Annotated in this window: 28 protein-coding genes; 17 read left to right on the top strand and 11 right to left on the bottom strand. The window is 32.4% G+C overall.

Annotated features, from left to right (window positions below; genetic code table 11):
- Positions 1-76: 76 nt before the first annotated feature.
- The 8 genes from IR010_RS16885 to IR010_RS16920 all read left to right on the top strand — a co-directional run bounded on the left by IR010_RS16885 (position 77) and on the right by IR010_RS16920 (position 8689).
- Entirely contained in the window at positions 77-646 is a 570-nt protein-coding gene (locus IR010_RS16885) for a Crp/Fnr family transcriptional regulator (RefSeq protein WP_029272461.1), read from the top strand.
- A 130-nt stretch (positions 647-776) separates the two neighbouring features.
- On the top strand, positions 777-1571 hold the full coding sequence (locus IR010_RS16890) for a type 1 glutamine amidotransferase domain-containing protein (RefSeq protein WP_228515185.1): 795 nt from the start codon (positions 777-779) through the stop codon (positions 1569-1571).
- A gap of 89 nt (positions 1572-1660) precedes the next feature.
- Positions 1661-1969 (top strand): putative quinol monooxygenase, encoded by a 309-nt coding sequence (locus IR010_RS16895; RefSeq protein WP_194605546.1) that lies wholly within the window; start codon positions 1661-1663, stop codon positions 1967-1969.
- Between the two features lie 140 nt (positions 1970-2109).
- Positions 2110-3504 (top strand): aldehyde dehydrogenase family protein, encoded by a 1395-nt coding sequence (locus IR010_RS16900; protein WP_194605548.1) that lies wholly within the window; start codon positions 2110-2112, stop codon positions 3502-3504.
- A 372-nt stretch (positions 3505-3876) separates the two neighbouring features.
- On the top strand, positions 3877-5595 hold the full coding sequence (locus IR010_RS16905; protein ID WP_194605550.1) for an FAD/NAD(P)-binding protein: 1719 nt from the start codon (positions 3877-3879) through the stop codon (positions 5593-5595).
- Positions 5596-6354: 759 nt separating this feature from the next.
- Positions 6355-7119 carry a tetratricopeptide repeat protein gene (locus IR010_RS16910; protein WP_194605552.1) on the top strand — a complete coding sequence of 255 codons (765 nt, stop codon included), beginning with the start codon at positions 6355-6357 and terminating at the stop codon, positions 7117-7119.
- A gap of 348 nt (positions 7120-7467) precedes the next feature.
- Positions 7468-7839, top strand: a complete 372-nt coding sequence (locus IR010_RS16915) for a hypothetical protein (RefSeq protein WP_194605554.1) — start codon at positions 7468-7470, stop codon at positions 7837-7839.
- Positions 7840-8203: 364 nt separating this feature from the next.
- Positions 8204-8689, top strand: coding sequence for a hypothetical protein (locus IR010_RS16920; RefSeq protein ID WP_194569444.1), 486 nt, complete (start codon positions 8204-8206; stop codon positions 8687-8689).
- Positions 8690-8778: 89 nt separating this feature from the next.
- Here IR010_RS16920 and IR010_RS16925 read toward each other — a convergent pair whose 3' ends face one another.
- The 3 genes from IR010_RS16925 to IR010_RS16935 form a co-directional block, all read right to left on the bottom strand.
- Entirely contained in the window at positions 8779-9066 is a 288-nt protein-coding gene (locus IR010_RS16925) for a hypothetical protein (protein ID WP_194569442.1), read from the bottom strand.
- 189 nt (positions 9067-9255) lie between these two features.
- The gene (locus IR010_RS16930) at positions 9256-10776 is read right to left on the bottom strand and encodes an ATP-binding protein (RefSeq protein ID WP_194569440.1); all 1521 of its coding nucleotides are present in this window, start codon (positions 10774-10776) and stop codon (positions 9256-9258) included.
- A 114-nt stretch (positions 10777-10890) separates the two neighbouring features.
- Complete coding sequence (locus tag IR010_RS16935) at positions 10891-11187, bottom strand: TIGR03643 family protein (protein ID WP_029272443.1); 297 nt, start codon at positions 11185-11187, stop codon at positions 10891-10893.
- A 286-nt stretch (positions 11188-11473) separates the two neighbouring features.
- Here IR010_RS16935 and IR010_RS16940 point away from each other — a divergent pair, with 286 nt between their 5' ends.
- Positions 11474-12157: an SDR family NAD(P)-dependent oxidoreductase gene (locus IR010_RS16940; RefSeq protein WP_194605556.1), complete on the top strand. Its 684-nt coding sequence runs from the start codon at positions 11474-11476 to the stop codon at positions 12155-12157.
- A gap of 14 nt (positions 12158-12171) precedes the next feature.
- On the top strand, positions 12172-13596 hold the full coding sequence (locus IR010_RS16945; protein WP_194605558.1) for an SDR family oxidoreductase: 1425 nt from the start codon (positions 12172-12174) through the stop codon (positions 13594-13596).
- Between the two features lie 51 nt (positions 13597-13647).
- On the opposite strand, the gene IR010_RS16950 is transcribed toward IR010_RS16945, so the two are convergent.
- The 3 genes from IR010_RS16950 to IR010_RS16960 form a co-directional block, all read right to left on the bottom strand.
- A complete protein-coding gene (locus IR010_RS16950; protein WP_029272440.1) occupies positions 13648-13977 on the bottom strand; it encodes a YegP family protein in 330 nt (109 codons plus the stop codon).
- A gap of 113 nt (positions 13978-14090) precedes the next feature.
- Positions 14091-14741 (bottom strand): flavin reductase family protein, encoded by a 651-nt coding sequence (locus tag IR010_RS16955; protein WP_194569433.1) that lies wholly within the window; start codon positions 14739-14741, stop codon positions 14091-14093.
- A 15-nt stretch (positions 14742-14756) separates the two neighbouring features.
- Entirely contained in the window at positions 14757-15173 is a 417-nt protein-coding gene (locus tag IR010_RS16960; protein ID WP_194569792.1) for a DUF2452 domain-containing protein, read from the bottom strand.
- A gap of 578 nt (positions 15174-15751) precedes the next feature.
- Here IR010_RS16960 and IR010_RS16965 point away from each other — a divergent pair.
- From IR010_RS16965 to IR010_RS16995, 7 genes are all read left to right on the top strand, one after another.
- The gene (locus IR010_RS16965; protein ID WP_029272437.1) at positions 15752-16537 is read left to right on the top strand and encodes a polysaccharide lyase; all 786 of its coding nucleotides are present in this window, start codon (positions 15752-15754) and stop codon (positions 16535-16537) included.
- Positions 16538-16769: 232 nt separating this feature from the next.
- Positions 16770-16934, top strand: coding sequence for a hypothetical protein (locus IR010_RS16970; protein ID WP_194569429.1), 165 nt, complete (start codon positions 16770-16772; stop codon positions 16932-16934).
- A gap of 92 nt (positions 16935-17026) precedes the next feature.
- The gene (locus IR010_RS16975) at positions 17027-17539 is read left to right on the top strand and encodes a PRC-barrel domain-containing protein (protein WP_194605560.1); all 513 of its coding nucleotides are present in this window, start codon (positions 17027-17029) and stop codon (positions 17537-17539) included.
- A gap of 419 nt (positions 17540-17958) precedes the next feature.
- The gene (locus tag IR010_RS16980) at positions 17959-18618 is read left to right on the top strand and encodes a BON domain-containing protein (protein ID WP_029272435.1); all 660 of its coding nucleotides are present in this window, start codon (positions 17959-17961) and stop codon (positions 18616-18618) included.
- 20 nt (positions 18619-18638) lie between these two features.
- Entirely contained in the window at positions 18639-19310 is a 672-nt protein-coding gene (locus tag IR010_RS16985) for a BON domain-containing protein (protein WP_194569425.1), read from the top strand.
- A gap of 20 nt (positions 19311-19330) precedes the next feature.
- Positions 19331-20041 (top strand): TIGR00730 family Rossman fold protein, encoded by a 711-nt coding sequence (locus IR010_RS16990; RefSeq protein WP_029272433.1) that lies wholly within the window; start codon positions 19331-19333, stop codon positions 20039-20041.
- Between the two features lie 169 nt (positions 20042-20210).
- On the top strand, positions 20211-20660 hold the full coding sequence (locus IR010_RS16995; protein ID WP_194569423.1) for a hypothetical protein: 450 nt from the start codon (positions 20211-20213) through the stop codon (positions 20658-20660).
- Positions 20661-20794: 134 nt separating this feature from the next.
- Here the strand turns inward: IR010_RS16995 and IR010_RS17000 are convergent, their stop codons facing one another.
- The 5 genes from IR010_RS17000 to IR010_RS17020 all read right to left on the bottom strand — a co-directional run bounded on the left by IR010_RS17000 (position 20795) and on the right by IR010_RS17020 (position 23725).
- Complete coding sequence (locus tag IR010_RS17000) at positions 20795-21625, bottom strand: universal stress protein (protein WP_194605562.1); 831 nt, start codon at positions 21623-21625, stop codon at positions 20795-20797.
- Between the two features lie 22 nt (positions 21626-21647).
- On the bottom strand, positions 21648-22127 hold the full coding sequence (locus IR010_RS17005; protein ID WP_194569419.1) for a hypothetical protein: 480 nt from the start codon (positions 22125-22127) through the stop codon (positions 21648-21650).
- 56 nt (positions 22128-22183) lie between these two features.
- On the bottom strand, positions 22184-22348 hold the full coding sequence (locus IR010_RS17010) for a hypothetical protein (RefSeq protein ID WP_157495070.1): 165 nt from the start codon (positions 22346-22348) through the stop codon (positions 22184-22186).
- 120 nt (positions 22349-22468) lie between these two features.
- Positions 22469-23137 carry a BON domain-containing protein gene (locus tag IR010_RS17015; protein ID WP_194569417.1) on the bottom strand — a complete coding sequence of 223 codons (669 nt, stop codon included), beginning with the start codon at positions 23135-23137 and terminating at the stop codon, positions 22469-22471.
- 75 nt (positions 23138-23212) lie between these two features.
- Positions 23213-23725, bottom strand: coding sequence for a general stress protein (locus IR010_RS17020; protein WP_194569416.1), 513 nt, complete (start codon positions 23723-23725; stop codon positions 23213-23215).
- Between the last annotated feature and the right edge of the window lie 82 nt (positions 23726-23807).

A 23807-nucleotide genomic window follows, 5' to 3' on the forward strand; every position in this document is an offset into this window, starting at 1 on the left:
AGTAAAACCAGTTTGAATCTTTAGATTTAACTAAACACCAATAAATCTTTTATCTTTGATTTTGCAAAATACAATTATGGAAAAACTTAGAAAACATATTGAAGAAATTATCTCCATCAGTGATGAAGAGTTTGAATCGATCAAGCCCTTTTTTACAATAAGAAAGGTTTTGAAAAATCAATACCTAATTCAGCAAGGTGATGATGCGAAATATGAATACATTATTATGAGCGGTATTTTTAGAGTTTTTTACCTTGATGAAGATGGAAAAGAACACATCGTACAATTTGCAACAGAAAATTGGTGGATGTCTGATTATATTTCCTATTTCAATCAAAAACAGGCAAATATGAATGTTTTATGTATGGAAGCGGGAGAGGTTTTATGCCTCACGCTTGATGGAAGGGAACAATTGTCAACTGCACTTCATAAAATGGAACACTTTTTCAGGGTAAAATTAACTAAAGGATATATTGCGCTTCAGCAGCGCGTTATTTCGTTACTTTCTAATAATCCACAACAGCGATATAAAGAATTTGCAGCGCTTTATCCCAATCTAATGCAGAAAATTCCAAAAAAATATATTGCAGAATATCTTGGAGTCAGCCGCGAAACCCTTAGCAGGCTTTACTCCAGCAATAAATAACATAACTGTTTTTTTCAAAGTGTGATTTTTATCACACTTTTTTTGTGACTTTTCTCCTCGTATTGAGGACTAGAGCTGGTATAAATTTGCCCTATAAATAATTCATTAACAACCTTTAAAATTTATAGAAATGAAAAAACTTATTATCGTGGCAATGGCTTTTGCCTTTTTTTCTTCTCATGCCCAAAATCAAAAAGATAACACATTAGTAAAACAAAAAACAAACCTTAAAAACGAAACAAAAATGAACAAGAAAATTTTAATTATTGTGTCTAATGCCAATGCTATTGGACCAAACAACAGAAGAACAGGAACTTTTCTTCCAGAAGTAGCGCATCCTTATGCAGAATTTGAAAAAGCAAATTACCAGATTGATTTTGCTAGCTTAACAGGAAATACTCCGTATTTAGATGCCCTTAATTTGGCAAATGATCCTGACAATCTTGCTTTTTTAACAGGCAAAGGTTGGGAAAGTATGCAGAAAGCCGTTAAACTTTCAGATGTTGATGTGAGTAAATACGATGCCGTTTTTGTTCCTGGAGGATTAGCGCCAATGGTGGATATGCCCGAAAATCAGCTTCTTAAAAAAGTAATTAAAGAAACGTATGAAAGAAATGCTGTTGTAGGAGCGGTCTGTCACGGTCCTGTATCCTTATTAAATGTAAAATTAAGCAACGGATCTTATTTAGTAAATGGTAAAAATATTACTTCTTTTACAGATGAAGAAGAGAGAGGTTACGCTATCGCAGATGTGTCTTTCCTGCTTGAAACTGCATTAACAAAACAGGGTGCAAAATTCCACGCAGCTGCAGTATGGTCAGCGCACAGTATTGCAGATGGCAATTTAGTTACCGGTCAAAACCCTGCTTCTGCAAAAGGAGTTGCTGAAAAAATGATTGTTATCTTAGAATCTGCTAAGAAATAATATTAAATTGTATTGACCTTCTTCAAAATCTGAATGAAGGTCAATATTATTCATGATTAAAATTGAAAAATAATTATAAAAAATCAAAAATGAAAAATCAAAAACCAATTCATGTTTTTGCAACATGGAAAGTTATAGAAGGCCAGATTGAAAATATTTTAAATCTGCTCCAAAAAGTACAAGAAGAAAGTATTAAAGAAAGTGGCAATCTGTTTTATGAAATTCATCAAGGCAATTCGGATCTAAATACAATCGTTTTATTTGAAGGGTATAGTAGTGAATCTGCGATAGAAGAACATCGAAATTCATCTCATTTTCAAGATTTAGTTTTAGGAAAAATTGTTCCTTTATTAGAAAAAAGAGAAATTATTTTAACTACTCCCGTAACTTATTTGTAAAAGCTGTCAAAGTTTAATATTGTGTTATTTGGCATTGTACTCATCGATAATTTGATTAAATTTAAAAAACAAATCATGTTTAAATGAATTTCGTTACAATTGAAACATGGTTTTTAAGCTTATATATTAAAAAAATATTTATGGAAAATACCACAAAAATAATATTCCCCTACGATCAAAGTCTTGTAAAAGAACTTCCGTTGGTCAATAAAAATGATATTGAAAATGCTTTGCAAATTGCTCAAAAGTTATTTAACGATCAGTCGAATTGGCTTCCGGCTTATAAAAGAATAGAGATTCTCGAAAAAGCAGCCTCAATAATGAATGAAAGGAGTGAGGAATTAATACACTTAGCCATTAGTGAAGGCGGAAAACCATATAAAGATTCAAAAGCAGAAATAATAAGAGCTATTAAAGGCGTAAAGTTAGCAGCCGAACATATATCGCAAATTAAAGGCGAACAGATTCCGATGGCACTTACAGAAGCTTCTTTAAACAGAATTGCTTTTACGACAAAAGAACCTATTGGTGTTGTTGCTGCGGTCAGTGCTTTCAATCATCCGTTAAATTTAGCGGTGCATCAAATCGCAACTGCTGTTGCCGCGGGCTGTCCTATTATTTTTAAACCATCAAGCAATACACCCTTATCAGGCCTTGAACTTGCAGGTATTTTAAAAGAAGCCGGTTTGCCAGACGGTTGGGTGCACGTGGTATTATGTGATAATGAAACGGCAGAATTGCTGGTTACAGATTCTAGAGTTCATTTTTTAACTTTCATAGGTTCAGCAAAAGTAGGCTGGTCTTTAAAAAGCAAATTACCTCCGGGAACAAGATGTGCGCTCGAACATGGCGGTGCAGCACCGGTTATTGTTGAAAGTGATGCTGATTTTAGTGAGATGATTTCAGATTTGGTAAAAGGAGGTTTTTATCACGCAGGGCAAGTTTGTGTTTCTGTTCAGAAAATTTATGTAAATCAGGAAATTTGTGATCGTTTTGTTGAACAATTTTCTGAAGCAACCAGCAAATTAATTGTTGGAAATCCGTTTGATAAAACAACAGATGTCGGTTCGCTTATTACGACAAAAGAAGTTAACCGAGTTGAAGAATGGGTGAATGAAGCGATTGAAAATGGCGCTAAATTAGTTACAGGCGGAAAAAGAATTTCTGATACGTGTTTTCAGCCAACAGTTTTGCTTAATCCATCAGAAGATGCTAAAGTATCAACAAATGAGATTTTTGGCCCTGTTGTATGTATTTATTCTTTTACAGATAGGGAAGAAGCAATAAAAAGAGCAAACGCTTTAGATGTTCATTTTCAAGCGGCTGTTTTTACAAAAAATGTTGATATCGCTTTAGAGGTTTCAAAAAAATTAAACGCCACTGCTGTTATGATTAACGACAATACTGCATTTAGAGTCGATTGGATGCCCTTTGGAGGAAGAGATGCTTCTGGCTTAGGAATGGGTGGCATCTCCTATACAATAAATGATATGACAAGAGAAAAAATGACCGTTTTTAAAAGTAAATATTTGTAATTATTTTTAAATTTTATATAGAAAAAGCAACAGCCATTATACTGTTGCTTTTTTTTTATTATAAAATGCTTTGGTTTAATTTTTAAGAAGCAAAAACACTAGTGTAAATATCATCATAGCTTTAAAACATAAATTGGGTTTTGGCTTATCTCTTAAATTTTATAATTTCTGCATTAAATCATATAACAAAAATTAGACAGCGTATTTGATATTTGTAAATGCAGTATGGCACCTTATAGGCATATTTTTGAATAGCGATGTAATTTATATTTTTTATATCTCTGTTATCAGCCTCTGCAAAGTAGATTATTGTTTCAAATAATACTATTATTCTTAAACTAAAAGATAAATAATATTCAATATTTAAATCGAATGGATATCAAAAATAAAAAACGTATTGCAATCTTAGGAGGTGGTCCGAGCGGTCTTTTTGTTTATAAAAGGCTGATTGAATCTGGAACCAATGATTTTGAGATTGATATTTTTGAGAGAAAAGCAGAGCTTGGCTCGGGAATGCCGTACAGCAGTGAAGGTGCAAATGATGAACATATAACAAATGTATCAGATAATGAAGTTCCTAATATTGTAACTCCAATGTCAGATTGGATTCACACGGCGCCAGTTGCATTATTAGAGCGATTTAAAATCGACCCAAATAAATTTAACGAATATAAAGTAGTGCCAAGATTGCTTTTTGGCCAATATCTTTCGGCTCAATTTGAAATACTGCGCAAAAAGGCATCAGAATTAGGAATTATTACAAGAACTCATTTCCAGAGCACAGTTACAGATATCAGTTATAATTTGGAAGATAAAACTGTAACGGTTGAAATATTAAATAGAGATAGCGAAGAATTTGACTTTGCCATTATCTGCACGGGACACAAATGGCCAATACGTCACGAAGGCAAAATACCAGGCTATTATGATGCTCCATATCCACCTCAAAAATTGGTGCAAAAACTAAATCACGCTATCGCGGTAAAAGGATCTTCTTTAACTGCTATTGATGCTATTAGAACACTTGCAAGACATAACGGATCATTTGAAAAAGGAACTGATGGCAATCTTTCTTTTCAATTACTTCCTGAAAGTCGTGCATTTAAAATTATGATGCATTCTAGAAGTGGTATGCTTCCTGCGGTGCGTTTTCATTTAGAAGATTCTCATCTTTCGAATAAATCTCTTTTGACTCATGAAGAAATAGAAAATCACAGAAAAAATAATAATGGATTCTTATCGCTTGATTTTATTTTTGAAAAAGACTTTAAAGATATTTTTAGAGATCGAGATCCTGATTTTTATCAGCGTATTAAAGACCTCTCAATTGAGGATTTTGTTGCAGAAATGATGGAACTGCGTGAAAATCTAGATCCGTTTCAACTTTTAAAAGCTGAATATGTTCAGGCAGAGAAATCAATCAAAAGACACGAGTCAGTTTATTGGAAAGAAATGCTGGCCGTTCTCAGTTTTGCGATGAACCATCCTGCTAAATATTTATCTGCAGAAGATATGCAGCGCCTTCAAAAAGTTCTAATGCCGCTAATTTCGATTGTAATTGCATTTGTTCCGCAGAAATCTTGCGAAGAATTGCTTGCACTTCATCAGGCCGGTGTTCTGGATCTTGTTCCGGTTGGTGCTGACAGTACAGTTGAACCTCAAAATAAAGGAGGTATTCTATATAATTTCACTGACAGCAATAATAAAAGTCAATCTGTTTATTACAAAACATTTATTGATTGTGTGGGACAGCCGCATTTATCTTATAATGATTTTCCTTTTAAGAGTCTGCTTTCCCAAAAAGCAATTAGTCCCGCCCGCCTAAAGTTTAAATCGACACAAGCTGGACATGAAGCATTTACGCAAGATCAAGAAACCATTCAGAAAGATGCACACGGAGATTATTTTATGAATGTTTCTGGAATAGCAATTAATGACAATTTTCAGATTATCGATCAATACGGCGCTTATAATAAAAACCTTTATATTATGGCAGTGCCTTACATTGGCGGACTTAATCCGGATTATTCAGGCCTTGATTTTTGCGAAGCGGCTTCGTTGCGTATTGTCGAGGATATTTTGAGGGATTAGAAATCCGTTAATTTTGTTGTAAAAGTGGCGCAAAGTCAGATATACCATTAAAAGGAAAATAACTATAATAAAATTAGCAGGAAATAAAGTGTTGCAAAAACAAAAATAGTTTAAAACTATAAATACATGTTTTGAATTTATTCTAATAATATATAAATGCTTGATCTAAATTATAATACAATAAAGTAATAACTAAATTATTATTTTTGCTTCATCTTAATTCTATTTATGAAGAGTTTTTACTTTTTTGTACTTCTATTGCTTGGCTTTTTTCTGATGCCGTGCCATGCTTTTGCGTGTGGAAATTCAACGAAAAAAAATCATTCTACAACAGAAATTACATTAAATAAAGATGAAAAAAATTGTTGCGATGCTAATGGCCATTGCGAAAAGGAGAAGCACCATTCTTGTGACGGCAATTGCAAACATTCTAAATGTATTTGCACAGCTTCATCTGCTATTTTTTTAGTGTTTGCTCAAAGTGTTTAAAAATCAACGACTTTGATTTTTCTGATAAAAATCAAAAATTCAATACTCCCGAAACTTTTATTTCTTCGGGTTTCTCTTCTCTTTTTCTAAAACCTAAAATAGGTTAAAACAAAAATTGACAGCCATAAGTTTGTCAAATTAGCAGCAAAATTGCTGGAGTATATCAATTCAATTTTTCAGTTAATTTAAATGAATTCGAGTTGTGTTTTAGGCAACTCGCTTATCATTTATTGACTGAACTTTTTTAAAAACTATAATACATTCATTTAAATGAAATTAACAACAATATTATTTTTCGTGATACTGCTAAGTATTTCGAAATCTCAGGCAAAAGTAAAGTTACAAGCGAACTATGAAAATAGTCATTCAGAAAGATTAGACACTATACACGATTGGTTTAATTTAAAAAAGAAAAACACAGCTAATCTCATCAAAGGGAAAAATCCGGATATTGTGCTAAACTTTTACGAATATTATCTAAAAGAAAAAGATAGAAGCAGAGCTGATTCTTTAGTATCTAATATATTAAAATCAACGAATGAAGTTTCTTATCGTTATAAAATTAGTTTAGTATCTTATAAATATACTTATGATACAAAGACGCATCTTCTTTTTCTTTTAGATACAAATCGGGTTAAACAATACCGAACCTATTTTTTAAAATCCAGTATTTCATCATTGAAATCAAATGGAGATTTTCGCGCTCACTATCTTGATTTGGTAGCATTGGATTCTGCTTTCTATAAAAGTACTCCGGACAGTTTGGTAAAAATACAAATGGGACATCATTATAATAGTCTTGCCTGGTATAGTATCTTAACTCAAAAACTAAATGATGTTGAGTATTATTTAAAACAAAGCATCAAGTATGACCCGACTTCTAAATATCCGTATTCTAATATGCCACTTTTTCTTTTATTAAAAGGGCGATATGAGGAAGCCAAAGTACTTTATACAAAACTCAGAGATGAACCTTTTGACGGACCTGATTCAACTTTTAAAACTGAGTTTCTAGAAGATTTCAGATTACTGTAAGCAGAGGGAATTAAAATCAAGAATAAGGAAAAAATCATACGGTTATTACAATCAAAAAAATAGTTTTAGTTGTTGGTTTTTCCAAGAGTTTAATATAAAAAGCTGCGCAAATGTCTCTGACTTTGCGCTTTTTTTTGTTTTTTAGAAATTGGAAACAACATAATAGCAATGTAACTTTTATTTGAGTTTAAAGTCAGATGCTTTGTTGCGTTTTTATATATTTGATTTTGTAAAAGTGGCGCAAAGTCAGAGACATTTGCGCAGCACTGAAACTGAAGACTTCGCGGAGCTGGGGGGTATTAATGAGTCATTTAAATATAACAAGATATGCAATCAAAAATCCTTAAAATGAGTATAGTATTATGTGTCTTACTAGTAGCTATATTAATTTCAAGTTGCAAAGGGAAGAGTGACTTAGAAAGCCAAATTACTATAATAATAAATTCAGTTGATAATAAAACAAAACAAAAGAGAGTTAATATGTTTGACACTATTGATGTTAGAGTAGCAGAATTCGGCATTCCAACGCGAAAGTATGTTAAAGTAGCAAAATATACTACAGATTCTACAGGTTCGGTTAGAGTTAAACTTGATAAAAATGAAGAATACCACTTTATACTTGGTGGAAAAAACATCTATGGATCAACAGAATTTTCGAAAGGAGAGCTAAAAGATGGTCAAGAGGTAAATATAGAAGTTATATCTCTTGAAAATAGGTAAATATCTTGATGAATTTAAAACAGGAAAACCCGAGCATTTGCTCGGGTTTTCCTGTTTTAAAGCGAAGCTATATTTTTAGCGAAGAAGTCTTTAAATTTCTTTTGGGTCAAAAATGTATCGACCATTTTAAAGACCATATTTTTTTCCCTCGCTAGCGCGAGCGTCTCGCTTGTGAACGCAATCAAAATCAATTAAAGCATACTCCAAATGGGTATGTTTTTTTTAAAACAAAAATTTCGTTTTACGTTTAAGTCTGAAACTTGTTGCGTTTTTATATATTTGATTTTGTAAAAGTGACGCAAAGTCAGAGACATTTGAGCAACATTGAGGCTAAAGACTTTACGGAGCTGGAGATAAATAAATTATGACTGAAAAATATAAAATAGCGGCAGAAAATTTAGCAAAAGCCGCCGATATAGCAATAACAGTATTTCAAAAATTTCCTCCACAAGGATGGAAAGAGCATTACGTTAGTAAAGAAAAAAAACAAATTACTCATTTTATAGATTTATATAAAGAATGGAAACATAATTTTTTAAATCCGCAACCAAAATTTGCTACAATGCAAAGTCTAAAATATGATATTGACTCTATCTTTACATATTTTCAGGAAGGTCACGGAAATTGTGTAGAAGAATTTTGGAAAGAAATTAAATCTCAAAATTTACCTTACAAACGTGAAAATAAGATGGTAAAAATCTTAAAGAGAAAAAAAATTAAAGATATCAATGAATATGATTTTGTGATAGACGTAATTGTACCTTATGAGCAGGAAGGTCTTATTACTCACGATCAAGTTACTCTTTTGAATGATTTCATAGCTCAATTTGAAGCTAAGAAAAAGAAATAATAACAAATTATTTTATGAGTTAAATATTAGCAAGAGATGCGCGATATGTTACAAAAAACAGTTCCTCCGCATCTCATGCAAATAAAAGATTAAGCCTCAAGTGCTGTGTTTATCACATTCGCTGACTGTTGCTGAAAATTTTCTAGTTCTGATTTTAAAAGGTCTTTGTATTTTGCAACTCCTATGCCAATGATCGGAATAGTTAATTTTCCTATGACAGAGCCAGCCTGCTTATGGCCATTTTTATTAAGATAAGAAGATAAAAGCAAAGCGCCGACTGCTCCAAACAATATAAGTTCGCCGGGAACATCACTGATTTTGTCTTCTATAAATTCTCTGATGTCTTCAAGATTTTCCTGATTGATTAAGTTTTCCATAATTATATTTTTTTATGATTTTATACTTGATGTTATAAGTATAAAATTAAAACTTAAACAAGGTTCAATATTATACAATTAGAAGCTCTAATTATATAATTATCAGTCTTTATGATTTTATATAAGATGCTGGTAAAATCTATGTGAATGTCTCTAAGTAGTACTCTTTTATCTTTTGCTTTTCGAATATTAAATAATCACTTCGTTAAGAAGCTTATCTTGTTTTAAGGGCAAGGTTACTATGAATTCTGCTCCATTATCTTTTTCACCAGTGGCTGTAATTGTTCCATTATGGCGTTTGGCAATTTTTCGGCATAGAGAAAGTCCAAGACCATTTCCTTCGTACTCATCTTTAGAATGCAGTCTTTCAAAGGCATTAAATATTTTTTCTGCAAAAGCGGCATCCATACCTATACCATTATCTTTGATTGAAATCTGTACTGCTTCAGCACCGTCAATAGTTGTTGAAGAGCAGGTAATTATTACTCTGGGAGGCTCTTCAGCTTTAGAGAATTTCAATGCATTTTGCATCAGGTTATAAAAAAGCTGGCTTATAAGAATAGGAACTCCTTCTATTTCTGGAAGATCACAACCAACGAATATGGCTCCTTTTTCTTTGATAATAAGTTCAAGATCTATTTTTATATTTTCAATAATTTCATTAAGATTAATGAGTTCATTCGGCTGTGTGTTCTTACTTAAAGTCGAATAGGAGAGAATACCTTCAATAAGATTTTGCATTCTTTGAGTACTCTGATCTATTTTATTTAAATACTTGATGCAGTTGTCATTAAAATCAATGTCTTTTTCATTGCGCAAAAGAGTATTAAAAATTTTAATTTTTCGAACAGGTTCTCTCAAATCATGGCTCACCACATTGGCAAAATGCAAAAGATCATCATTAGATCTCCTTAGCTCTTCCGTGTTGCTGGCTACCTGTTTTTTTAGTTCATCCTCGAATTTTCGCTGTTCATTAATGTCCTGAACAACTCCAATAATAGTAGTTGGAATATTATTTTCATCTTTGATAATTTCACCCTTAATTTTAGCCCATTTTATGGTATCATCATTATCTATAATGCGTGTTTCATAACATATCTTTCCCGTTTTGACTGCTTCTTCATGAGCTTTCTCACGTACGGGCAAGTCATCAGGATGAAGCTTTGCAATGATTTCTTCATTAGAAATTTCGCCCTCCACAGACCATATTGAATTAAAATTACCAGATGTTTTTATTTTTTTTGTAACCAAGTCTATTTCATAAGTACCAAGACCAGAAGCATCGATTGCCATTCTCAGCCTTTCTTCTGAGTTTTTTATCTGCTGTTGTGCCAAGTGCAGCTCTGTAACATCTGTACCTGTATTCATAACGCCATAAACAGTTCCATCGGCATTTTTAAGCGGAATAAAGCTGTAGTTGAAATAATGGGTGGTCATAACACCTTCGATAATTAAATCTACTCTTTTATTATTGCCATGAAAAGGTATGCCGGACTTCATTACAGTTGTGGCCTGTTCAAAAAAGTCCTCTTTTTTAAGTTCTGGCAGCACATCGAGGTAATTTTTTCCCAGGACCTGGTCGCCTTTTCCCCATGTTTTGATCATAGATGTATTTGCAAGTTCTATTTTGAGATTATTTCCTGAGTACACTGCAATGGGCAAGGGTGTATTGTCCACTATATCATTTAAGAGCCCCATATTTCGGTACATAGCTTTTTGATTTAGTTTTGTTGGTGAATTTATTTTGTTTTAAAATCCTTTCATTACATTAGTTTAGTAAAGTGTTTCACAATTCCAATCCGGAATTTTCTTATAATATACTGATTATCTTCCTCTTCGTTTCGAAATTTTGTTGTTAGATATCATACGCTGTTGATCTGATTTAAAGCGATCGATTGTCTGTAGGCGTTTTTCTCTATGTTTAGTACTGCAATTTTCAACTCTTTTTCGCCATAGTTTATAACTGCTGAATTTTAATTCTTTTTTCATGAGCTTTCTAACGTCTGATTCAGTTAAATTAAACTGAAATTTTATAGCGTCAAAAGTGGTTCGGTCTTCCCAAGCCATTTCAATAATGCGGTCGAGTTCGATAGGCGAAAAATCATTATTATTTGGTGTCATAATTTAATGTGGTTTTAAAAATGCTATTAGATAAAATCCAAATTTAGAAATGATTATTAAAGTTATATTTCTAACCATCCCTAGCTAAGGTAATAAATTAGATTTTATTTTGTTTAGGTTTTTTTTAAAATAGTTAAACATTTTAGTATCTTTAACAATGTATAACTGCAAATTTGAAATTACTTTATATAGCAGTTCTAATTTAATAATGAAAATCTCATTTTCTTACTGAATCTTAATCTAAGAAGATTGAGAGAGCATAATGAAAATATTAAATTTTAAAAAAATGAATAAGATTTTAATTATCGGCGGGAGTAAAGGAATTGGCAGTGCAATTCTGCTGCAGCAGCTCGAATCTCAAATTGTTTATAATATAAGCAGGACTGTGCCGGACATTTCCCATCCAAACTTAATAAATTTTCAGGCAGACGTACTTCACGATGAACTGCCGGAGATTGAAGATATTGACACCTTGATTTATTGCCCAGGATCTATTAATCTCAAACCTATTTTAAGTTTAAGCATAGCCGACTTCAGGGATGATTTTGAAATTAATGTAATTGGGGCCGTACGTGTTATTCAAAAATATCTGCCTGTTTTAAAAAGAGGGAACAACCCTTCTATTGTGTTGTTCAGTACGGTTGCAGCAAAGCTTGGTATGCCTTTTCATGCCAGTATCGCCACGGCTAAGGCAGGGGTTGAAGGGTTAGTAAAATCACTTGGCGCTGAGCTGGCTCCCGTAGTAAGGATAAATGCTATTGCGCCAACGATTACTGAGACTTCATTATCGGCTTCGATTTTGCGAAATGACCGCATGAAAGAAAACATGAGGGATCGCCATCCGATGAAAAACTATTTGAAAGCAGATGAAGTTGCACAGCTCACAGATTATCTTATTTCAGAAAAGGCTGCTTCGATTTCTGGACAGGTTTTTCAAATGGATTATGGTTTGGTGAGTTTTAAATTATAATAAAAAATAAAAACATGAAAATTCTTCTTACAGGTGCGACAGGTTACATAGGCAAAAGGCTCTTGCCCTTGCTTTTAGGCAAAGGCCATGAAGTTGTGTGCTGTGTAAGAGACACCAAAAGATTTTACTATGAAGAAGAATTTGCAAGTAAAATAACGGTTGTTGAAGTAGATTTTTTAGATTCAAACACACTCCAAAATATTCCGAATGATATTGATGCAGCTTACTATCTTATCCATTCAATGTCAGGTGCTGCTTCAAATTATGATGAACTTGAAAGTATTGCTGCGCGCAATTTTACGCTGTATCTAAACCATACCAACGCCAAACAGATTATTTACCTGAGCGGCATTGTAAATGACAGCTCATTATCCAAACATTTGTCTTCGCGAAAGGCAGTAGAGAATATTTTAAAAAGCGGATTAATTCCAGCAACTACATTAAGAGCTGGAATTATAGTAGGATCGGGAAGTGCCTCATTTGAGATTATTAGGGATTTGGTTGATAAACTTCCTGTAATGATTACTCCAAAATGGCTCAATACAAAATGCCAGCCTATTGCCATTAGTGATGTTTTAGAGTTTCTGACGAGATCACTTTTTAATACAGCAACTTACAATCAAAGTTTTGATATAGGAGGACCTGATATATTAACCTATAAAGAAATGCTGTTGGAATTTGCAAAGGCAAAAAAGCTTAAAAGGTATATTTATACTGTACCTGTAATGACACCAAAATTGTCTTCATACTGGCTCTACTTTGTAACGGCAACATCATTTAAATTAGCTTCCGCCTTGGTGAGCAGTATGAAAGTTGAAGTGATATGCCGTGATAATCGCATCAATTCTCTACTAGAGGTAAATCCGATCTCGTATGAACAGGCACTAAAAAGAGCCTTATTGAAAATAGAGGAGGATGATATCCTTTCGAGCTGGAAAGACTCTATGATCAGCGGCCGATTTACCGGTAATGTCACGCAGTACCTTAAAGTTCCTAAAAAAAACTGTTTTATAGACAGGCGAAAAAGAGTAATCAAAGACAGGGATTATACTATTGAAAAAATCTGGTCTATAGGTGGCGAGACAGGATGGTATTATGGAGACTGGCTTTGGAGTCTGAGGGGACTTATTGATAAAATTTTTGGAGGCGTGGGACTTAGAAGGGGAAGGACCCACAAAACAGTAATTTATCCAGGCGATGTAGTAGATTTCTGGCGTGTAGTGTATGCCAACAAAAAAGAAGGAAAATTGATTTTGTATGCCGAGATGAAAATGCCAGGCGAAGCTTGGCTGGAGTTTAAAATTATTAACAATACACTATATCAGGCAGCTACTTTCAAGCCCGAGGGAATTCTGGGTAAATTATACTGGTATTCTGTTTTGCCTTTTCACGGCTTTATTTTTAAAGGTATGATACAAAATTTAATAGGGAAATCGTAAAGCATAGATTACCCTGTAAAATTAATTATTAGCGCTATTAAATCTTAGTCTTCAGCAGTGATCTTCTACAGCGGCAATTGGAGCAATTTTTTTTACTGTGTTTATTGCTTTTTCGCGAGCGAGATAAGTATTGTAATTTATGCTTGTGGCTATGGGTTTGCCTTGAGCTGTTTTAAGATAAAAATAGAGTTCCCATTGTACGGTTGTCCTTTTTTGAAAGCTATTCTTGTCCTGAGCATAGGCTCTGAATTTTTCAATTGCTTTTTTGCAGCTTATCTTAGATGAATATTCTTGCGAACACAACAGGACCTTGCCTGTTTTTGATTTGAGCTGCACCTGAAATTTCGCTTCTGTTTTTTTGGTAATAACAAATGTTCCCATAATCTATTGGATTTGAGTTATTATTATCAATTTGGAGCGGCAGGTTAAAATTACAAAAAAAATGAAAGCATCATTTAAGTAATTGAAATATTATGATTAAATAATTATTAAATTTAATTTTTAATCAGTGATGTTATTTCCATATTAGGTTTTGCATAGCTTAATCGGTCTAACTGTATGGTTTTATGATAACTGTCTAAACCGGAACAGGTAACAGTATTTGCTTTTTCTAAGTTGACAAAACCATCCTCAGAGAAGCAGTCTTCTGGAACGAAAACTTGGACTATTTCACCGATAACCATCGTGGTATTATTGATTTGAATGTCTATTTTTTCTTTAAATTCAATCCCCAGCTGTACGTTGCTTTCGAGTACAAAAGGAGCGAAAAAATTATTTTTATACTCTTTACTAAGTCCAGCCGCTTCAAACTCAGAGATTTCACGACTATATCGAGCCGATGTCTGATGTGACTGTCTGTAAATATTTTCATTGATATGATTAATAGTATAAAAACCCGAATCAATAATATTTCGCATAGTATCTCGCTCAGGCGGACTTGGTCGAAAAATCATTCCTATTAATGGAGGATTGGCGCCAATATGAAAAAAAGAACTAAAAATGGAAAGATTAGTGTTTCCTTCCAAATCAGAAGTTCCTACTAAGGCTACACTTTTAAAGCCTCCTAAACTATTTATTAGATGTACAGCAGTTTGCTTTTCCATTTTTTGCAGATCACTGCTCGTGAAATTTAATATTTTTTTCATTAGATTAAGATGTATTTAAAAAATGGGATTTTTAAGATCGAGTAAAACCCATTTTTTATCACTGTTAAGCTGAAAAGTTCCAATATGTTCTTTGTTCCATTCGTTTGGCCCTATCAGCGAAAGAAAGTTAAAACCTTCATTATCTTTATAAAGATGATATATTTCTCCAACAATTGGTTCAAAAGAAAACTTGGCATTGTAAACCAATTCATTCCATTGAAATTCTTCGATTAGATTCTGGTATTGAATCTTAAGTTCATTGAATTTGCTTTGAAATTCTTTGTTTACTTTATTAATTCCTATGTTTTTCCATCCTGCTAAATCATCTGCTTTTATTACAGGCGCACTTACATTGGTAGCATACGGCAGCCTGCTTGCATTATAGCCTTGTTCGGTAGAAAAAACAACATTATCAGGTTTTTTGTTTTTTATCATTATAAATATTTTTGTTAGTGCTAAAAGAGCTTAACTATTAAAGTTGCTATATTTTATGAAAGCTTATTAGTAGCATGCAAGTAAATGCGAACAGCCAGCTTATCAGGTATTTGGTAATTGTTAAATTTTAATTTGTTTAATGTTATTTTAAAAATATTAAACAAAAATAATCAATTTATATTTAAATAATGCGCCAGAACATAAATTAGTGAATCGGATACATCGCTTTTCCTTTACATTTCTTTTAAATTTAATTATTAAATCTAAAACGTACATAAAATATCTAAACTGGATTTTTTTGTATCTAAAAACGTACTTTTTTACTCTCCATTAGAATTGTTATTACCCAACTTTGTAATGTCATTACAAATTGCCAAACAGATCTAGATCTGATTTAAAATAAACAACAAAATATAACTGCATGAAAAATAGGTAAATAAAACAATCTTTTTATTTACTTATCTATTAACTGTTTTGAAAATTGGAAAAAAGTCTTCTGTTTAGGCGTAAAATAATGTATCACTATCTATCATTTACTAACCATTAATTATTTACTAACCTTTAATTTGTTCAAAATGAAAAAAAACCTGAAATTATTAAGTTTACTGTTTATTACAGTATTAGTGTTTAATTCCTGTGAAAAGGAACAAGATTTGAATGTACCGCAAGCCGTCAAAAATGAAGTTTCACAAAGCGCAAGCAAAGAGGTACAGCAGAATGCCAACAAAGATGCCGCTGTCGCTGCAGGCGGTGGTGCAGGAGCGAGAACTATCACATTACAGACAAATACATTATCATGTCCAGGCGGTTTATGCACATCTTATGGTGTATGGTCAACTGGCGTTTATACTGTTTGGTTCCAAATGAAATTTAATTCTGGATTTTATTGGAGCAGAGGTGGTAAATGTGGTTATGGTATTTTAATTGGTGATCAGAATACCGGGGGCGACCCAGGATGGGATGGAAATGGAGGCAGTGCAAGATTTATGTGGTATTGCCCAAATGGATCAAATACAGCCAAAGGAAGCGGTGCTTATCTTCAGCCTTATGTATATTATCGAGATCAGCCTGGGCAATTTGGCAATGATTTTGGAAAAAAATATTACATACAAGAAGGAGTAACATATAATTGTCAGATATCTGTTAAGTTAAATACTGGCTCCAATACTAATGGATATGTCAAATATTATGTAAATGGTACAGAGATATTGAATCAAACAATTCGCTGGGTTACTAACGATTCTAAACGAAACGTTAATGCAGTAAGCCTTCATACTTTCCGTGGCGGCAGTCAAGATTACTGGACAGCACCCGTAACAAGTTCAATTTATTACGCAAGTGCAGCTTGGGATGCTCAATAAAATTATTTAAGAGCAATTTCTCATTGAAATTAATTGATTTAAACTAAAAAAGATCCCGTAACATTTTGTAACGGGATCTTTATTTTTTATAAAAATTGATGTGGCTGATTTTCCATATTAGATTAATATACTGGGAATTGTATAACTTCTGAATGAAATTAAATACTTTTTAAAACTATCCTCATTTGTACCTTTAATAAAGTTAAAATTTTATTACAAAAACAAATAAGTTATGGCAGAAATTAAAATTGAGAAAAAGAAGGCTGTATGGCCATGGATTGTAGTAGTTCTGTTAATCTCAGCACTTGTATACTATATATTTTTGAGAGATAACGATACTCAGGGTGAAAGAAGGGTAGAAATCGAAAACACTACAACTTCGGGAACTACAAATTAATTAAGTTACTGGCAGGAATAATAAACGCTGTGATCAGTGGTTTCCTGCTATAAACTTAGAGGGAAAACAATTTAATATTAAAAAAAAAAGATATGGAAAAAAAAGATAGAAATTTATACAGATTGGATGAACTTTCGGGCTATAAAGTTGCTTCAAACTATTCTGATGTAACAGGATGGAAAATAGTAGACGCCGACAACAGAACTATTGGAAAAATTGATAATCTATGGGTGAATAAAGATATGCAGCGCGTTGTTTATCTGGACGTAAACGTGGATAAAGGCTTAATAGAAGACAGCAAAAATGAAGTTCATGATGCTATAGCAAACGACAATGGAAATGAATTTGTATACAAAGATGGAGACAGCCATATTATCATACCAATTGGATCTGTCAGCATAAATAAAGATACTAAAATTGTTATGGCTAACAATATAGGATACAACACCTTTAGAAAAACAAGCAGATACAATCGAGACCATAATTTTGACAGAAACTATGAAAGAAAAACATTAAGGTCTTATTACCCTGAAAGTGAGTCACGCCTTGAGTCTGAAAGCGATGATGATACTTTTTATAACCGCAGAGAATTTGACAACCACTAATGCTGCTTCTTTAATGCGGAAACGACATATTATAAAAATCAATTAAAAGATCAAACGTTTAAAAATGTTTGGTCTTTTTTATTTTTCTATGCTTTATAACTAAAAGAGTGTCTTTAAAGAAATCGGTACTTTAGAGAAATTGCATATACTGGTTTAACAATTCTTCGATATAACTCTCAATTTGAGCATCTATTACTGCTTCAATACAATCAACAGATAGCTGGAAACATTTTAAAAATTAGATTAATTTTTTTATTTAAAATTATAATGCATTCAACCCCTAATATATGTTTTATATCACATTTCAGCTTGATAAAGATCATTTTTCCTGTTGTTCTATTATTACAATTTTGCTAAATAATAAGTGGCTGAAAATGCCTTAAAATATTAATTAAAGTGAAATTTTAAAAATTTTCAACATGAAAAAAAGTAATGATATTTTGCGTAAAGAAGTAATAGAGGCTATAAAATGGGAACCTCTTTTAAGCTCTAATGAAATTGATGTTAGTGTTCAGGATGGTATTGTGACTTTGGAAGGAACGGTAGATAACTATACTCAAAAAAGAGAGGCTGAACAAGCAGTCAAAAATATTGCCGGAGTAAAAGCAGTAGTAGACGACGTAAAAGTTGATTTATTTTTTTCGGCTATTAAAAGTGATACAGACATAGCCAGTTCTGTAATTAAGGCACTAAAAGAAAATTGGGCTGTTCCTGATCATAGAATACATGTAACTGTAGAGAACGGATGGGTAACACTTGAAGGAATTTTACACTGGAATTTTCAAAGAAAGGCTGCAGATAATGCTATTCGTCACCTGCCGGGTGTAAGAGGGGTAATTGATAAGATAAAAATAGAAGCCGAGTTAAAAAATGAACTAAACCAAGAAATCGTTGAGAAAGCTCTTCATCGCAGCTGGATTCTGGATGTTGATAATATTAAGGTTAGAGTTGAAGGTAAAACAATATATCTAAGTGGTATTGTTGATTCTCTTTTTCAAAAAGAGGAGGCAGAACGAATTGCATGGAATACACCGGGAGTATGGTACGTAGATAATGAACTTCTGGTAGAATTTGATTAATATTTAAAGAACTATAAGCTATGAAAAGTAATGAAGTTTTACAGAGAGAAGTTCAGGAAGCTATTAAATTTGAACCTTTGCTGCACGCCGCAGAAATTGGTGTTATTGTAAAAGATGCAATAGTTACGCTTACGGGGAATGTAAATTCTCTTATAAAAAAAACAGAAGCCCTGCATGCTACAAAGAAAATTAAAGGTGTTGCAGCAATTGTAGATCAAATTCAGGTAATTATTGAAAAAGCATCAATGGTAACAGATCAACAAATTGCAGAACAGCTTGTTAACAATTTTAGAGAGCATCATATTGTTCCTAAAGATACCGTAACCTTAACCGTAGAAAAAGGATGGGTCACACTTGAGGGAATATTGCCTTGGAATTTTCAGAGAGATATTGCACGAGAGACAGCAGAAAATCAAAAAGGAGTAAGGGGAGTAACAAATAATATAAAACTTAAAAGAGAACTGTACGATCAGGTAGAAAAAGAAATGCTTGAAAAGGCACTGCAACGACATTGGGCTTTTGATCTGGATGAAATTAATATTCAGGTTGCAGGTGCAACAGTTCAACTATCTGGAACTGTTGGCTCTATTTTTCAGAAAGAAGAAGCTGAACGAATTGCTTATAAGACTCCTGGAATAATTAAAGTCGTAAATCATTTAAAAGTAAATCTGGAACAGCCTTATCTATGTTAAAGGATCAAATAGTATAAATTATGATAAAGCGTAAATCCCAAGGTGATAAGTCAGAAATTCAATTTCTAGAAGGTCCGCAATCGAGATTTACCGAGCTTAAATTCATAATAGCTACTTTATGGGAACTTATAAGATGTTTTAGAAAACTTTACAATATTGGCCCTTGCATTACTTTTTTTGGATCTGCCCGTTTTAAAGAAGATCATCCTTACTATGATTTTACCAGAAAAGCAGCTGGTGAATATGCCAAGCTCGGCTTTACAATAATGACGGGCGGTGGTCCGGGACTTATGGAAGCTGCAAACCGTGGAGCAAAAGAAGTCGGAGGTCGGTCGGTAGGATGCAATATTAAACTTCCCGTTTATCAGATGCCTAATTCATATCTCGACAAATGGGTTGTGGCAAAACATTTTTTTATTCGAAAAATACTTTTGGTAAAATATTCTTTTGCATTTGTTGTAATGCCAGGTGGTTTTGGAACTCTAGATGAATATTTTGAAGCACTTACCCTTGTACAGACCGGAAAAATTAAAAACTTTCCTATTATCATCTTTAATACTTCGTATCATAAAGCACTGATTGAACACCTTAATAATATGAGAGAGCAGGGTACTATAAATGACTCAGATTCAAAATTATTTATGATAACAGATGATATTGAAGAAGCAAGACTTTTTATAATGGAACACAGTATTAAAAATTATGATTTAAAACCCAAATTTCAGGTTTAACATGCAGATTTTTTACGCTGTTGAAGCTTGAAAAGTTAATGGAATGAATAGTGCACAAATCAAATAAATGCCTTCTAAACTTCTGTTATTATTAAAAAAGATCTTTTAATTGATTACGTGTATTTGATCCTTAAATCTAAAAAAAACAGCACGATTAAAATCAAATTATATGAAAACGAAATTTAGTATTTTGGGTCTTATAACAGTATTGTTATATTATTCCTGTCAGGATAAAGCTTCTTTGGTTGAAGACAGTGTTGATTCAGATTCAGTAATGACAAGCAAAAATATAGAGCAGCAAACTCTTAAAAAGTGGTTCTCGTTTAATAAAGAATCGGATAGTATAATTACATCAGCTGAATTAATTATTAAGCAACAAGAGCAGGATATGGTCTTGCAATCTAAAGATAGTAAAAAGGAAAAGAGACTTCATGAAGCCCTATATCACCTTGAGGAATTAAAGAAGAGAGTAAATTACATTAAAGAGTATGAAACTCGTACTGAAAGTTTTGATTCATCAGTTGTAAACAAATTAGATTCACTAAAGCTTGATTATTTAAAAGAAAAGCTTAAACTTGAAGCCGCCTTATGCGAATTTCAGGAATTTAACATTCCTTAGTATTTAACTATTAAAAAAACTTTTATAAGAATTATTTCTAGTGAAAAGATAGAAAAATAAATACAATAGTTTGGAAGAAAAAATCGATAATTTAAACAAATTGACCGGTAGTCAAAGCGATTACCGGTCAATTGTTATTTTCTAAATACCAGCATTGGTGTTTTAGTGTCAAAGCCTTTTTCGGAGGTCTTAAGAGACTGAAAAAGCTGTTCGAACCAGGTTCGGTTTTCTTTAGCAAACATGGCAATTATAGATGGTTTGGTTTTTATGATGTCTAATTGCAAGTGACGCAATAGAGATACGTCTGGATTTAATTTCTTAAATTGAAAAGATACTTTCTCAGACTTAAATTTATTTTCTATTTTGTTTGTTTTTTTATTAATCTCATCCTCATCTGTAAAATAATCGTAATGATATACTGTTACAGGTGCATCAAACGCAGCGGCAAACTTTTTAATCACTGGGAGTTCTGTACTTATATTTTCAATATCAGATGGGTATAAAACAGAATTCAGTTTTTTCATCCTGTAATATTTTGGGACAACCAGAACAGGAACGGTGGAATCATGTAAAATTTTGTTGGTATGACTGCCTAATAACTTATTGGCGAGACCACCACCTCTTGTACTCATGCAGATGTAATTTGCCTTTATTCTTTTTGCACAGTCTAGAATAGCCTCATTTACGTCAAGCTTATTTTCAGCTATATAATTTACTTTTCCAGGTTGTTTACGTGCTTTTCTGTACAAAGTATGTATAAATTTTATCAAACTTTGTTCTTGTATTTTTGTATCAGATTCTGGAAGACCCACGAAAGTAACAGCTGAAAAAGGATCAATAATAATTGAAGTGTTTACAAACAGAAATGTAAGTTCATATTCTGCCTGTGAAGCAAGTTGTATTGCAAAGCGTACAGCTGGTTTGGAGTTGTAAGATAAGTCAGTTGTAACAAGTATTTTTTTCATATTTTCTAATAATTTAATGTTCCTAATTGGAAGCAAACTTCATTTCATTTACATACAGATTTAATTTTTTCCATTGTTTGTGATTAATTTTATTGGTATCTATATCCGTAGTCCAATCGAATCCTGGAAATAATTTTAATCTGTTTATAACTCGCTTTTTGTATCCAAAAGAAAAACGGTCGCCCCTCATTTGGAATTCTATTGTATTATTGTCATTCGTTAGGTTTCGATAAAGAATTGTTTGTGTTTTCCAGTCACCTCCCCAAGTCAAAAAGGACTGTATAAAACATACAAATACAACAATTAATACTGTAAGCAATCTTGATTTTACAGTTTTTAATTTTCCAAATACCTGTCCTAAAATTAGAATCAATGTAATTGACGCTATTATGAGTAATATAAAATGTGTTATTGAATTATTAATATACAAATCTGAGTAACGATTCAAAAAGAGTAATGTTGATGCAAATAGGAATGCGATGTAAAATGTCAAAGTTTTCATTTTATGTATGTTATTAATAAATTTACTTGTCTAGACTACCATTTACATTATAATTATTATTGCACATCATTTACTTCAGATTGATCCTCATAAAAATTTGAAGGCTTGTTTAAATCATCCTCGTAAGCCTTTCTGTCTTTTTTGTTTTGTCTGAAAATATAAATCATCATGATTAATACTATAATACCGGTAAAAGTTAATATGATCCAGCTTGGTTCCATAATATTTGATTTTTTAAATTAAAATTTTGCTTAAATTAGAATTTAGGAATTACGAGGTTTTTTGAAAGGATTTCTCCTTTTCTCAGTAAAAAAGGGAGATCAAATCTCCCTTTTCTAAATTTACAGTACAGGAGTATATTTATATTCTACCACAAGCTGATTGTCTACAGCCCAGATACCAGGAGTTTTCCATACTATTTTTTCGGCTAATTCTTTCTGATGTAATGAAGAAACACCTCCTGTCAGAGTAACTTTTGTCCCGTCTACTTTAACAAGGATGTTTTCAGAATGTAAGGTCCAATTACTGGCCAAAGCTCGTTTAATATTTTTTTTCTCAATCTCATTTTGTACTTCAGCCTTAATCTTGATGCGGTTCGTTACACTTTTAACTCCGTTAAGATGCTCAATAGATTTACTTGCAGCTTCTTTTTGATAATTCCAAGTAACCTGGCCTTCAAGTGTAACCCAGCCTTTCTCAACTTTCACCTGGATTTTTTCCTGAGGAACATTCCAGCTATCAATTAAAGCTTTTAAAATATCACTTGCAATATCTTCATCAGTCCTACCGCTGTTAGAATATTTTACTTCAATTTCTTCAACAACTGCTTTTACGCCGTCAACATTTTTGGCAGCATTTTCAGCTTCAGTTTTTTTATAATATGCATCTACAGTTCCCATAAGGGTTACAATTCCATCCTTAGCAGTTACTCCAATTTCTGCGGCATGCAACTGTGGTTCCCATTTGATAGCATTTTGCACGTCTCTTTGTAATTCTTCATTTGTTTTCATTTTGTTTGTATTGTGTAGTTAATTAATAAGGTTTCTGAGTTTTAATTTTTTCAATTCCTTCCGAGATGCAAAGTTTTAATTTTCTAAAATCATCTGGTTTTCTTTTTCTGCTATTGAGTTTTCTTTTGGAATATGAATCTGCAATATGTTTCTTATTACTTCAATTTTCGCAACATTATCTTGAGCAAAGAGCATGAATTTTCTTGCCTTTACTTCTGTTTTATATTTTATGTTTTTTTCTTTTGAAAGTGCCATACCAATTAAAGGCAGCATAGCTCCTAAAAGTATAGCGATACATGCATATATAATTGGAATTTTAAAATAAGGAAGGTTTACAGCGAAATTAAAAATAAATGAAAATCCAAATATAAGTCCACATAAGCCGATAGCAAATAACCCAACCGTGCTCCATTTTTCCATTTTGTCGTAAATGTTAAAATATCCTACAATGCTTTGTTCTATATAGCAATCTGTTCCTACTATAGTCAAATTTGTAATATCGTAACCACTTTTTTTTAGTTTTTTGACAGCATCTTCAGCTTGGTCCATTGTTTTATAATTTGCTACAAATAGTTTTTGATTTTCCATTACGTCTATTTTTTAGTTATTATAATTTTTACTGAGATTTTTTTTTATTAATGCTAACCTTAAAGCCATATTTAATAAGCTA

It is taken from the genome of Flavobacterium sp. MR2016-29, from assembly GCF_015350695.1.
Classification (GTDB): Bacteria; Bacteroidota; Bacteroidia; order Flavobacteriales; family Flavobacteriaceae; genus Flavobacterium.